The organism is Sphingomonas caeni (assembly GCF_026013415.1).
GTDB classification, from domain to species: domain Bacteria; phylum Pseudomonadota; class Alphaproteobacteria; order Sphingomonadales; family Sphingomonadaceae; genus Sphingomonas; species Sphingomonas caeni.
This window is the reverse complement of record NZ_JAPDOK010000012.1, coordinates 1-12,651: the sequence shown is the minus strand read 5'-3', so window position 1 is coordinate 12,651 and position 12,651 is coordinate 1. Positions and strand designations below refer to the sequence as shown.

10 protein-coding genes are annotated in these 12,651 nt (G+C 67.2%); 2 read left to right on the top strand and 8 right to left on the bottom strand.

The window, feature by feature from the left end:
- Window positions 1–165: 165 nt before the first annotated feature.
- From OF829_RS19595 to OF829_RS19560, 8 genes are all read right to left on the bottom strand, one after another.
- Window positions 166–372 carry a formate dehydrogenase subunit delta gene (locus OF829_RS19595; RefSeq protein ID WP_264941892.1) on the bottom strand — a complete coding sequence of 69 codons (207 nt, stop codon included), beginning with the start codon at window positions 370–372 and terminating at the stop codon, window positions 166–168.
- The gene (fdhF, locus tag OF829_RS19590) at window positions 369–3,200 is read right to left on the bottom strand and encodes a formate dehydrogenase subunit alpha (RefSeq protein ID WP_264941891.1); all 2,832 of its coding nucleotides are present in this window, start codon (window positions 3,198–3,200) and stop codon (window positions 369–371) included. Before fdhF ends, OF829_RS19595 begins: the two co-directional genes overlap by 4 nt.
- Window positions 3,197–4,651 carry an NADH-ubiquinone oxidoreductase-F iron-sulfur binding region domain-containing protein gene (locus OF829_RS19585; RefSeq protein ID WP_264941890.1) on the bottom strand — a complete coding sequence of 485 codons (1,455 nt, stop codon included), beginning with the start codon at window positions 4,649–4,651 and terminating at the stop codon, window positions 3,197–3,199. The genes fdhF and OF829_RS19585 overlap by 4 nt, the downstream gene beginning before the upstream one ends.
- Window positions 4,651–5,064: an NAD(P)H-dependent oxidoreductase subunit E gene (locus OF829_RS19580; RefSeq protein WP_264941889.1), complete on the bottom strand. Its 414-nt coding sequence runs from the start codon at window positions 5,062–5,064 to the stop codon at window positions 4,651–4,653. The genes OF829_RS19585 and OF829_RS19580 overlap by 1 nt, the downstream gene beginning before the upstream one ends.
- 170 nt (window positions 5,065–5,234) lie before the next feature.
- Window positions 5,235–7,733: an ABC transporter permease gene (locus OF829_RS19575; RefSeq protein ID WP_264941888.1), complete on the bottom strand. Its 2,499-nt coding sequence runs from the start codon at window positions 7,731–7,733 to the stop codon at window positions 5,235–5,237.
- A 23-nt stretch (window positions 7,734–7,756) separates the two neighbouring features.
- Window positions 7,757–8,437: an ABC transporter ATP-binding protein gene (locus tag OF829_RS19570; protein WP_264941887.1), complete on the bottom strand. Its 681-nt coding sequence runs from the start codon at window positions 8,435–8,437 to the stop codon at window positions 7,757–7,759.
- Between the two features lie 11 nt (window positions 8,438–8,448).
- Window positions 8,449–9,756, bottom strand: a complete 1,308-nt coding sequence (locus tag OF829_RS19565) for an efflux RND transporter periplasmic adaptor subunit (RefSeq protein WP_264941886.1) — start codon at window positions 9,754–9,756, stop codon at window positions 8,449–8,451.
- 11 nt (window positions 9,757–9,767) lie between these two features.
- Window positions 9,768–9,986: a hypothetical protein gene (locus OF829_RS19560; RefSeq protein ID WP_264941885.1), complete on the bottom strand. Its 219-nt coding sequence runs from the start codon at window positions 9,984–9,986 to the stop codon at window positions 9,768–9,770.
- A 149-nt stretch (window positions 9,987–10,135) separates the two neighbouring features.
- On the opposite strand from OF829_RS19560, the gene OF829_RS19555 reads away from it, so the two are divergent.
- Window positions 10,136–11,530, top strand: a complete 1,395-nt coding sequence (locus tag OF829_RS19555; protein ID WP_264941884.1) for a sigma-54-dependent transcriptional regulator — start codon at window positions 10,136–10,138, stop codon at window positions 11,528–11,530.
- A gap of 173 nt (window positions 11,531–11,703) precedes the next feature.
- Window positions 11,704–12,651, top strand: a 948-nt coding sequence (locus OF829_RS19550) for a sensor histidine kinase (RefSeq protein ID WP_264941883.1), incomplete at its 3' end; no start/stop codon positions are given.

Here is a 12,651-nt window from a genome sequence, read left to right as displayed (position 1 = left end):
AGCTTGAAATGTTGGATTTCGCCTGCTGAGATCGCCGGGAAGCCCGCCGCTGCCGCTCTTTGAAACCGTCAGTCAGTCATCGGCAAACCATGCCGACCCCCTAACTTTCGTAACTTTCGGGGAGCGAGAGCGGGCCGGCGCGAACGCGCATTGGCCTGAACTTTATTAAACTTCCGCGCCGCGTAGCACCTCGAACGCCGCCGCCGCGACCGGCGACAGGCCGGCCCCATCGGACAGCACCGCCGCCACCATCCGCGGGTCCCAGAACGCCTCGATATGATCCGCCGTCGCCTTCACGGCATCGGCCTCCATCGCCAGGTTCGCCGCGATCTGGTTGGCCATGTAGACGAGATGGTCGTGCGTGCCGCTCACTCGGCGGCCTCAATCCGCCGCGAGCGCTCGCTCAGCGCTTCATAATCTTCCTGCCAGTCGCTCGGCCCGTTCGAGGCCGCGACCTGCACCGCGGTCACCTTGTATTCGGGGCAATTGGTCGCCCAGTCCGAATAGTCGGTGGTCACCACATTGGCCTGTGTCGCCGGATGGTGGAAGGTCGTATAGACCACCCCCGGCGCCACGCGGTCGGTGACGGTCGCGCGCAGGGTCGTCTCCCCCGAACGGCTGGCGAGCCGCACCCAGTCGCCGGTCTTGAGGCCCCGGTCCTCGGCATCCACGGGGTGGATCTCCAGCAGATCCTCCTCGTGCCACACCACATTCGCCGTCCGCCGCGTCTGGGCGCCGACATTATACTGGCTGAGGATGCGCCCGGTGGTGAGCAGCAGCGGGAAGCGCGGCCCGGTCCTCTCGTCGGTCGGGATATAGTCGGTGACGACGAACTTGCCCTTGCCCCGCACAAAGCCGTCGATGTGCATCACCGGCGTACCCTCGGGCGCCGCCGCGGTCGAAGGCCACTGGATCGATCCCAGCTCGTCGAGCCGGTCGAAACTCACCCCCGCAAAGGTCGGCGTCAGCCGCGCGATCTCGTCCATGATCTCGCTCGGATGCCGGTAGTTCCACCCCAGCCCCAGCGCGTTCGCAAGCCCCTGGGTGACCTCCCAATCCTCAAGCCCGTTGATCGGCGTCATCACCTTGCGCACCGGCTGGATACGCCGCTCGGCATTGGTGAAGGTCCCGTTCTTCTCGAGGAAGGTCGATCCGGGGAGGAAGATATGCGCGTAATTAGCGGTCTCGTTGAGGAAGAGATCGTGGACGATCACACACTCCATCGCCGCCAGCCCCGCCGAGACATGGCGCGTATTGGGGTCCGACTGGAGGATATCCTCGCCCTGCACATAGAGCGCCTTGAAGCTCCCGTCGCACGCCGCGTCGAGCATGTTGGGGATGCGCAAGCCCGGCTCGGGATCGAGCGCCACGCCCCAGTCCGCCTCGAACAGCTTGCGCGTCGCCGCGTCGGAGATGTGCCGGTACCCCGAAAGCTCGTGCGGGAAGCTCCCCATGTCACACGCGCCCTGGACATTGTTCTGCCCCCGAAGCGGGTTCACCCCCACCCCGGGCCGCCCGATATTCCCGGTCGCCATGGCGAGGTTGGCGATCGCCATCACGGTGGACGAGCCCTGCGAATGCTCGGTCACGCCCAGCCCATAATAGATCGCGGCATTCCCCCCGGTCGCGTAGAGCCGCGCCGCGGCGCGCAGCTCCGCCGGATCGACGGTGGTGACGGGCTGAAGCGCCTCGGGCGCGTTTCTCGGATTGGCGACGAAATCGGCCCAATGGCGATACTCGTCCCAGTCGCAGCGCTCCCGGACGAACGCCTCGTCCGCCAGCCCTTCGGTCACGATGACATGCGCCATCGCGGTCAGCACGGCGACATTGGTGCCGGGGCGCAGCGGCAGATGATGCTCGGCCTCGATATGCGGGGTGCGCACCATGTCGATCCGGCGCGGATCGACGACGATCAGCTTGGCCCCCTGCCGCAATCGCCGCTTCATCCGGCTGGCGAAGACCGGGTGGCCGTCGGTCGGATTGGCGCCGATCACCAGCATCACGTCGCACTGCTCGACGCTGTCGAAATCCTGCGTCCCCGCCGAGGTGCCGAAGGTCGTCTTCAGCCCATATCCGGTCGGCGAATGGCAGACCCGCGCACAGGTATCGACATTGTTGTTCTGGAACCCCGCCCGCACCAGCTTCTGGACGAGGAAGGTCTCCTCGTTGGTGCACCGGCTCGAGGTGATCCCGCCAACCGAGTCCTTGCCATATTTCGCCTGGATCCTCCGGATCTCCGAAGCAGCATGCGCGAACGCCTCGTCCCACGAAACCTCGCGCCACGGCTGGTCGATACTCGCCCGGATCATCGGGTTCAGGATACGCTCCTGATGATTGGCATAACCCCAGGCGAAGCGCCCCTTGACGCAGCTATGCCCGCGATTGGCCTTGCCGTCCTTCCACGGCACCATCCGGACGAGCTGCTCCCCGCGCATCTCCGCGCGGAAGGTGCAGCCCACCCCGCAATAGGCGCAGGTGGTGACCACCGATCGCTCGGGCGTCCCGATCTCGACAACCGCGCGCTCCTGCAGGGTCGCGGTCGGGCAGGCCTGAACGCAGGCCCCGCACGAGACGCACTCGGAGGACAGGAAGTCGTCCGCCGCGGTCCCCGCCGAAACCTTGGAGCCGAACCCCATCCCGTCGATGGTGAGCGCAAAGGTCCCCTGCACCTCGTCGCACGCCCGCACGCAGCGCGAGCAGACGATGCATTTCGAGGGGTCGAAATCGAAATAGGGGTTCGACAGGTCTTTCGCCTGGCCGAGATGGTTGTCGCCCGCCGCGTAGCGCACGTCGCGCAAGCCGACCGCACCCGCCTGGTCCTGCAGCTCGCAATCGCCATTGGCCGCGCAGGTGAGACAATCGAGCGGGTGATCGGAGATATAGAGCTCCATCACCCCTTTGCGCAGCTTCTGGAGCTGCGGCGTCTGCGTGTGCACCACCATGCCCGCTTCGGCCGGCGTCGTGCAGGACGCTGGCGTCCCCCGCCGCCCCTCGACCTCGACCAGGCACAGCCGGCACGATCCGAACGCCTTCATGTTGTCGGTCGCGCAGAGCTTGGGAATCGCCGTCCCGATCTCCGCCGCCGCGCGCATCACGCTGGTGCCCGCGGGCACCGTCACCGCGCGCCCGTCGATGGTCAGCGTGACCGGCTCGCCGGTGCCGGCGGGCGTGCCGAGATCGGACTGCGGCTGATACGTCATACCCGCTCTTCTACCACGAAATCGGCCGGGAAGTGCGTGATCGCGCTCATCACCGGATAGGGGGTGAACGCGCCCAGCGCGCAGAGCGAGCCGAACTTCATCGTTTCGCAAAGATCCGCCACCAGCGCGAGCCCGTCGGGATCGCCCGCGATCACCCGCTCGATCGTCTCGCGCCCCCGTACCGCGCCGATCCGGCACGGGGTGCACTTGCCGCAGCTCTCCGCCGCGCAGAATTCGAACGCGAAGCGCGCCTGCGCGGCCATATCGACGCTGTCGTCGAACACGACCACGCCGCCATGCCCGATCAGCCCGTCGCGCGCGGTGAAGGCTTCATAGTCGAAGGGCGTATCGAACAGCGAAGGCGGGAAATAGGCGCCGAGCGGCCCGCCGACCTGCACCGCTTTCACCGGCCTGCCCGAAGCACTCCCTCCGCCGATCCCGATCAATTCGCCCAGCGTCGCGCCGAACGCCGTCTCGTACAGCCCGCCGAACCGGATATTGCCCGCCAGCTGCACCGGCATCGTCCCGCGCGACCGCCCCATCCCGTAATCGGCATAGGCCTGCGCGCCCTCGGCAAGAATGTAGGGGATGGCTGCCAGGGTCAGCACATTGTTGATGACCGTCGGACAGCCGAACAGCCCCTCATGCGCGGGCAGAGGCGGCTTGGCGCGAACCTCTCCGCGCTTGCCCTCCAGGCTGTTGAGCAGCGACGTCTCCTCGCCGCAGACATAGGCGCCCGCACCGACCCGCACCTCGATCTCGAACGGCGCGACCAAAGGCGCCGCGAGGCGAACCGCTGCCTCCATCTTGCGCACCGCATGCGGATATTCGGAGCGGATATAGACGAACCCCTTCGCTGCCCCGACCGCAAGACCCGCGATCGCCATCCCCTCGATCAGCACGAAGGGATCGCCCTCCATCAGCATCCGGTCGGCGAAGGTGCCGCTGTCGCCTTCATCGGCGTTGCAGACGATGTACTTGCGCACGCCGTTGGCGGTGCGGACCGTCTCCCATTTGATCCCCGCCGGAAAGCCGGCCCCGCCCCGCCCGCGCAGGCCCGAGGCGGTGACTTCGGCGGTAATCGCCTCGGCAGTCATGGCGCGGGCTCGCTCGAGCCCCTTCCAGCCGCCCGTCGCGGCATAGTCCTGGAGGCTCAGCGGCCGGGTCTTCCCCGCGCGTGCGAAGGTCAACCGGGTCTGCGAGGCGATGAAGGGATGGTCCTCGATCCGCCCGACCGACAGGTCCGAACCGCCCGCCAGGACCCCCTCGACATCGGCAACACCGACCGGCCCGAAGCCTATCCCGTCGATCTCCACCAGCGGCTCGAGCCAGTGCATCCCCCAGCTCGACACACGCTCGACCGTCGCGCCCAGTTCCTCGAACCGCCGCGCTACCCGGTCGGCGCCACAGGCCACCGCCAGCGCATCGTCCGGGATCCGAACCAATGTCATCACATCGCGCCGATCAGCGCAGACACCGCGCCTTCGTCGAGCCGAGCATGCAGCTCGTCGCCCACCATCGCGTTCGGCCCGACCGTGCACAGCCCGAGACAATAGACCGTCCCGACCCGCACCCGCTCGCCCGCCACGCGCTCGGCATGCGCGGCCAGCGCCTCGCTCCCGCGGGCCTGGCACGCCTCGGCACGGCACAGCCGGATCGCCGGGCGCGGATCGGGGGTGCGGCGGAAATCGTGATAGAAGCTCACCACCCCCGAAACCTCGGCACGGCTCAGGTTCAGCGCCTGCGCGATGTCCCGGATCGCCTCTTCGGAGACGAAGCCCGCGGCCGCCTGCACATCATGCAGGATCGGCAGCAACGGCCCTTCCCGCCCGATATGCCGCGCCACGATCTCGTCCAGCTCCATGGCACGCCCGGTACGCCGGATGCACCGCCCGGAGCAAGCGCTGCTTGCAGTGGGGCGGCACCAGCCCGCTCCCCCTCCCGGCCACCCATAGGCTACTAGAGTAAGGGCGGCCGGGAGGGGGAGCGGGCTGGTGCCGCGACCTCGGCGTGAGCCGAGCAAAAGAAGCAGGCTTACTCGTAGCGCAGCGCCACCACCGGGTTGGAGCGCGCGACCCGGAAGGCGTGCGCCCCGATCGTCACGACCGCGATCGCCAGCGCCAGCCCGCCCGCGAGCAGGAAAGGCACCGGCCCCAGCGGAATTCGCGCATCGAACCGGTTGAGCCATTCCTGCATCGCCCACCAGGCGACCGGCCAGGCAATGATGTTGGCGATCATCACCGGCTTGGAGAATTGCCAGACGAGCAACCGGACAATGTCCCGCGTCCGCGCGCCCAGAACCTTGCGGATGCCGATCTCCTTGGTCCGCCGCTCGGCGGTGAAGGCGGCGAGCCCGAACAGGCCGAGACAGGCGACGATCACCGCGAGCACCGCGAAGCCGGCGAAGCTCTTCGCGCGGGCATCCTCCGCCTTGTAGAGTTCGACCATGATGTCGTCGCTGAACTTGGCGTTGAAGGGCACGTCGGTGACGACGGTCTTCCACATCGCCTCCATCCGTGCGCGCAGCACCGCCGGATCGCCTTCGAAGCGAACCATCATATAGCTCTGGCCGTCGCGCTCGCTGTAGAAGAACAGCGGATCGAGCGGCGCGCGGATCGAGCGGAAGCGCGCATCCTTCATCACGCCGATGATCGTCACCGGCAACTGACCGATCTCGTTGTCGAGCATCGAGGCGCGAACCGTCTTGCCCACCGCATCGGCGGGATTCTTGAAGCCGAGCTTTTGGGTCGCGAGTTCGTTGATCACGATGTTCGCCCCGCGCGCCTGCAGCGCCCGCTGGGCCTCGGGGGTGGGCGGGAAGGGCAAGGTCATGTCATCGGCGGGGCGTTGATCGAACCAGCGGCCGGCGATCATCTCGATCCCCATCGCGTCTTTCAGACCCGGGTCCACGCCATAGTTTCCGATCGGCACCGCCTCGGTGGCGCCGGGCACCATTATCCCGGTGTTATTGTTGTTGGGCGTGGCGATGCCGATATCGGTGCGGCCGACCGCCTTGACGCCCGGAATACGCGAGGCCTGGGCCACCAGCGTCTCGCCCTTGCCCAGCACGACGTAGCGGCTGAGTTCATCGACCTGCAGGATATGATCGCGCTTGTAGCCGGGATCGACCGTGCGGGCGTAGACGGTCTGGGTATAGACCACCGCCGTGCACACGATCAGCCCGATCGAAACCGCGAACTGGCCGACCACGAGGACGTTTCGCAGCCGGCCAGTCCCCGCCGCCTCGGTGGCCGACTTGTTGGCCTTGAGCACCGAGGCGGGCTGGAACCGGGAAAGGAAGAAGGCGGGATAGATGCCGCTGAGCACGCCGACCGCCAGCATCAACCCGATCACGGGCAACAGGATGCCGTCGCTCCCGAAATAGTGCACCGGAATGTCCGCCTCGAGAAAGGCCGCGAGGCTGGGCATCAGCAGTTCGACGAAGGTCAGCGCGATCAGCATCGCGATCACCGAGATCAGCACCGATTCGGCGATGAACTGGAAGATCAGCTGCTTGCGCGTCGCCCCCAGGACCTTGCGCAACGCGACTTCGCGGGCGCGCTGGCTGGCACGGGCGGTGGCGAGATTGGTGAAGTTGATGATCGCCATGCCGAGGATCAGCAGCGCGATGACGGCGAAGGTGAGGATCGTGCCGCGGTCATTGCCGGGGGTCATCGCCCCGCCCTGCGCGGCACCCAGGTGGATGTCGGAGACGTTGACCAGTTTCCAGTCCTGATCCTCGCCCTGATTGTAGCGCGAATCGCCGCTCACCTCGTCGGGGATGTTGCGCTTCTCCCAGGCCGGGAATTGCGCCTCGATCGCCTTGGCGTCGGTACCGGGCTTCAGCTTCACCCAGATCCAGCCATTCTGGCAGCCCCAGCAGGCCAGGCCCTGCGGCTGATCCGCGAAATAGGCCTGGATGTCGATGCGGGCGATCGTGTTGATCTTGAGGTGCGAATTCTTGGGCAGATCGCGCAGCACGGCGTTGATCCGGAAATCGCGCGTCTTGCCGCGGCTGATCACGCTCATCGTGCGGCCGACGACATTGTCGGTGCCGAAGCGGCGGATCGCCTCAGACTGGGTCATCACCGCCGTCCCCGGCTGGCTGAGCGCGTTCGCCGAACCGCGCAGCAGCGGGAGCTGGAGCACGGCGAGCAGATCATCGTCGGTGTAGAGGAATTCCTCCATCGTCGAGACCTGGCCGCCATCCTTGAACACCGGCGAGGTGTTCATGGCATAGACCCAGCGTTCGACCTGCGGGAAATCCTTCTGGAGCGCCGCGCCGCTGGGATAGGGCGTCATCTGGAGCTTGGTGTCGCCGCCGGTATTGATCCGCGGCCGGTACCAGCTCTGGAGCTGATAGGTGTTCGCGGCATTGGGCAGCCATTTGTCATAGCTGAACTCGTAGCGGACGAAGAGCAGGATCATCAGGCACGCGGCCATGCCGATCGCGAGGCCGAGAATGTTGATCAGCGCATAGGTGCGGTTCTTCATCAGCGCCCGCACGCCCACGATCATATAGTTGCGCCACATGGCTCTTCTCCTTGGGTCCCGGTTCAGGCTGCGCGGCGGCGCTCTTGCAGGATGCGGCCGTCGAGCATGTTGACGACGCGGGTCGCGTAATCGGCATGGGCCGGCGAGTGGGTGACCATCACGATCGTCGACCCTTCGGCGTTCAATTGCTGGATCATCTTCATCACTTCCTCACCATGCTGGGTGTCGAGGTTGCCGGTCGGTTCGTCCGCCAGGATCAGCTTGGGCTCGGCGACCAGCGCGCGGGCGACCGCGACGCGCTGCTGCTGTCCGCCCGAAAGCTGGCTCGGGCGATGCTTGGCGCGGTGCGCGATGCCGACCCGGTCCATCACCGCATCGGTGCGGCGGCGCCGCTCGCCCGCGGAGACGTCATGATAGAGCAACGCCAGCTCGATATTCTCGCGGACCGAAAGCTCGTCGACCAGGTTGAAGCTCTGGAAGATGAAGCCGATGTTCGACTTGCGCACGTCGGACAGCCTGGCCTCGGAGAGCCCCGCCACCTCGGCGCCATTGAAGATGTACGACCCGCTGCTGGGCGAATCGAGCATCCCGATCAGGTTGAGCAACGTCGACTTGCCGCACCCCGAAGGCCCCATGATCGCGACGAACTCGCCCTGATCGATATCGAGGTCGATCGAATCGATCGCGGTCGTCTCGACCGTATCGGTGCGGTAGACCCGCGACAGGTTGCGCATCTTGAGCATCTTCATTCCTTTCAATTGGCGCGGGTGAGGTCGAGCCGGTCCTTGTCGGCGAAACCGGTATAGGGGCTGGTGATCACGCGCTCGCCGGGATCGAGCCCGTCGAGCACCTCGATGAAATCGCTGTTGCGGCGTCCCAGGCGGACCTGGCGCTTGACCGCCGAGCGCCCGTCGGGAGCGATGACGAACACCCAGGCGCCGCCGGTTTCGTTGTAGAAGGCGCCATTGGGAATTAGGCGGGCGGGGGTTGGATCGCCGAGGATCAGCTTGGTCTGGAGCGTCTGGCCGCGCTGGAGGTCGGCGGGTTCGGCCCCGACGAACTGCAGGTCGATCTGGAACTGGCCGTTCTGCACCTGCGGGTAGATCTTGGTGACCTTGACCTCGTAGCGCTTGCCGCCGGCCTCGACCTCGGCCTTCTGCCCGATCGCGACGCGGCCGAGATAGAATTCGTCGACGCCCGCGATCAGCTTGTTGCGGCCGGGGCTGTCGATCTGCCCGATCCGCTCGCCGCGCTGCAGAGACTGGCCGATCTGGATGTTGAAGCCCGACAGCGTGCCCGAGACCGGCGCCTTGAGGCTCAGCGCATCGAGATTGGCGCGGGCGAGCGCAAGGCCCGACTGCATCGAGCTGGCCGCCTGTTGCTGCTGCGACAGCTGGCTGCCCTGGAGCCGCTCGTCGTTCGACTGGCTGCGGCGCAGCGCGGCGAGGCGCCGGCGCTGGAATGCCAGCTCGTCAGTCGTGTCGGCGAATTGCTTCGCGCTCACAAAGCCGCGCTCGGCGAGCGGCTTTTCGCGGTCATATTGCCGCTGCGCCTTTTGCAGCGCGAGTTCGGCGTCGAGGATCGCGCGCTCGTTCGAGAGGCGGGTCTGCGACAGCGCGAGCTCCTGGCTGCGCATATTGTTGATCTGCTGCTCGACCTCAGTCTGGCGCGCGAGCGTCGAGAGCTGGAGATCGGCGTTGGAGAGCACCGCGATCGGCTGGCCCTGCACCACGCTCGCGCCGTCCTCGACCAGCATCTTCTCGACCCGGCCGCCCTCGACCGCGTCGATATAGACGGTCAGCAGCGGGGTGACGCGGGCGCGCAGCGGAATGAAATCGTCGAAATTGCCCTTGCGGACCTCGGAGAGGGTCAGCCGGCTCGCCTCGATCGTCTGGCTGCCGCTGCGCGGCGCGAACCACCAGAAGGCGAGGAGCAGTAGCAGCAGCGCCGCGGCGCCGCCGGCGATCTTGACCTTCATCGGAATGCCGCGCCGCTCGACGACGCGGTCCATGCCGCTGCCGCTCACCGCGCCGGATTCGGGGCCGCCTTCGCGGCGAAGCATTTTGACGATGCTCAGACGAGCCTCCCGCAACTGTTCGATTCCGGACAATGCTGTCCGATATCGAACGCAATGTTGAGCAGGGCGACCCGGAACTGGAACGACAGCCCGCGCTCATTGACCGCGAGGTCCATCCCCGCCGGCTGGGCCCGGTAGAGCGACACGGCGAGCAGAATAGCGGCGAGCATCACCACCGTCCGCGCCCATAGTCTCAGCTTGTTTGCGTCCATCATCCCTTCCTCCCGCAGTCCCCCTGCGTTCGTTGCGGGGATAAAAGCAGGAGCCGTGCCAAGTGCGATTTTGCAGGGTGCAGGGGCTTCTGGCCGCTCTGGCACGCAATTTGATTGTCCGATTCCGCACAGTCGCTGTACGGGAGCGGACGATGGGGAACGGGCAGGAATTCGATTATTGCGTCGTCGTCGACGATGACGATGACATCCTGCTCGCCGCCCGGCTGCTGCTGCGCACGCTCTTCGCCGAGGTGACGACGGTGCGCAGCCCCGAGGAGGCGATGGCGGCGATCTCCGCCCGCGTGCCCGATGTGATGCTGCTCGATGCCAATTTCGCGCGCGGCGCGACCGATGCGCGCGAGGGGCTGGCCTGGCTCGACCGGCTGCTCGCCGTCGACCCGGACATGGTGGTGGTGATGATCACCGCGCATGCCGGGGTCCAGATCGCGGTCGAGGCGATGAAGCATGGCGCGACCGATTTCGTCGCCAAGCCCTGGTCGAACGAGCGGCTGCTCGCGACGGTGCGGACCGCCGCGACGCTCCGCCGGTCGCGCGGGGCGGTCGCGACCGAACGCGCCAAGGTGGCGGTGGCGAGCGCGGCGCCGGGCGACGGCTCGCCCCTGCTCGGCCGCTCACCCGCCATGGCGCGCGTCCATTCGCTGATCGAGCGCGCCGGGCCGACCGACGCCAACGTGCTGATCCTCGGCGAGAACGGCACCGGCAAGGAGCTGGTCGCGCGCGCGCTCCACCGCCATTCGCTCCGCGCCGAGCGCGCGATGCTCACCGTCGATCTCGGCGCGGTGGCCGAGGACCTGATCGATTCCGAACTGTTCGGCCATGTGAAGGGCGCCTTCACCGATGCCAAGGGCGACCGGATCGGGCGCGTCCAGGCGGCCGACGGCGGCACGCTGTTTCTCGACGAGGTGGGTAACCTGCCGCTCCGGCTCCAGCCCAAGCTGCTGACGGTGCTCGAGCAGCGCAAGGTCACGCCGGTGGGCGCCAACAAGTCGGTGCCGGTCGATATCCGCGTGATCGCCGCGACCAACCTTTCGCATGCGCGGCTCACCGACGAGAGCGTGTTCCGCCCCGATCTGCTCTTCCGCCTCAACACGGTCGAGATCGTCCTGCCGCCGCTGCGCGAACGCCGCGAGGACATCCCCGAACTCGCGCAGCATTTCCTCGAACTCTATGCGAAGCGCTACAATCGCGACGTGCCGCGCCTATCGGGAAGCGCCAACGCGGCTTTGCTTGCGCACGACTGGCCCGGCAACGTCCGCGCGCTGCGTCACGCGATCGAGCGCGCGGTGATCCTCGGACGCGGCGACACGCTCGAGGCCGACGATTTCTCGCTCGATGCCGCAGGCCCGCGCGTGGCGCAGGACGCGGTGGTCGCGGCCGAGCGCGACGATCTCAACATCGACCGGGTCGAGAAGAAGCTGGTCGAGACCGCGCTCAAGAAGCACGGCTATAATATCTCGCTCGCCGCGAACGAACTCGGGCTCTCGCGTGCCGCGCTCTATCGGCGCATGGAGAAGCATGGGCTCTAGGATCAGTCGTTCCCCTCCCTGCAAGGGAGGGGCCAGGGGTGGGTCAGCGCCGGACGGGGCTCGATGCCCCGGCCGGTGCTTCTGCCGCGACGGCAGTAGGGTCTCTTGAGCGCGCAGACGCGCGCACCCACCCCCAGCCCCTCCCTGCAAGCAGGGAGGGGAGTGAGTTTGAATTGATGGGCTCTAATTTCACCGTCGGCCTGCTGTGGCGGCTGCTGCTGGTCCAGATCGCGCTGATCGGCTTTGCCTGGGTGGCCGCGACGCCAGGTTTCGGGGCGACGCGCGTGCTCGCCGGCATGGTCGTCGCGCTGACCTGCTGGCTGCTATGGAACCATGTCCAGCGCACCAATGTCGAAGTGTCGCGCTTCGTCGAGGCGCTCCATCACGGCGATACCTCGGTGCATTTCGATCGCGGGCCCGGATCGGGGTTCGAGCAGATGGGCCAGGCGTTCGACGGCGCGATCCGCAAGCTGCGCGAGGAGCGGCGCGCCGCAAGCGACGAGCTCGGCTTCCTCGAGGCGCTGGTCAACGATACGCCCGTGCCCCTGCTCACCGTTACCGGCGACGGGCGGATCAACCTCGCCAACAAGGCGGCGCGGCGGCTGTTCGCCGAGCATCAGGGCGTCCGCGGCGAGGATTTCCTGATCTACGGCGCGACCTTCGCCGGCCGGCTCGATCTCGAAGGGCCGCTCAAGGAGGATGTGCTGATCCTCACCATCGGCGGGCGCGCCAAACGGGCCATCGTGCGTTCGGCGGCGCTCACCCGGCTCGGCGGGCGCGCGCGCGTCGTGATCGTCCAGCCGGTGCAGGAGACGCTCAATGCGGTCGAGATGGCCGCGCAGACCGACCTGGTCCGCGTGCTCACGCACGAGATCCTCAACTCGCTGACCCCGGTGACCTCGCTCGCCGCGACCGCCTCCACCCTGCTCGCCGGGCTGGACGATCCGCGCCTCGCCGATGCGCGTCTCGCCGTGTCGACGCTCGAGCGCCGCGCCGAGGGCCTTCGCCGCTTCATCAACTCGTACCGCCGCGTCGCCAGCGAACCGGTGATCGACCGCAAGCGCTTCGAGGCGGCGCCCTTCGCGGCGGAGATGGCGCGGCTGTTCGCCGCCGAATGGCCA

Bases quoted from the DNA above. Each gene is read 5' to 3' on its own strand.
- fdhF (WP_264941891.1), bottom strand. From the start codon at position 3,200: ATGACGTATCAGCCGCAGTCCGATCTCGGCACGCCCGCCGGCACCGGC.
- OF829_RS19585 (WP_264941890.1), bottom strand. From the start codon at position 4,651: ATGACATTGGTTCGGATCCCGGACGATGCGCTGGCGGTGGCCTGTGGC.
- OF829_RS19580 (WP_264941889.1), bottom strand. From the start codon at position 5,064: ATGGAGCTGGACGAGATCGTGGCGCGGCATATCGGGCGGGAAGGGCCG.
- OF829_RS19575 (WP_264941888.1), bottom strand. From the start codon at position 7,733: ATGTGGCGCAACTATATGATCGTGGGCGTGCGGGCGCTGATGAAGAAC.
- OF829_RS19570 (WP_264941887.1), bottom strand. From the start codon at position 8,437: ATGCTCAAGATGCGCAACCTGTCGCGGGTCTACCGCACCGATACGGTC.
- OF829_RS19565 (WP_264941886.1), bottom strand. From the start codon at position 9,756: ATGCTTCGCCGCGAAGGCGGCCCCGAATCCGGCGCGGTGAGCGGCAGC.
- OF829_RS19560 (WP_264941885.1), bottom strand. From the start codon at position 9,986: ATGATGGACGCAAACAAGCTGAGACTATGGGCGCGGACGGTGGTGATG.
- OF829_RS19555 (WP_264941884.1), top strand. From the start codon at position 10,136: ATGGGGAACGGGCAGGAATTCGATTATTGCGTCGTCGTCGACGATGAC.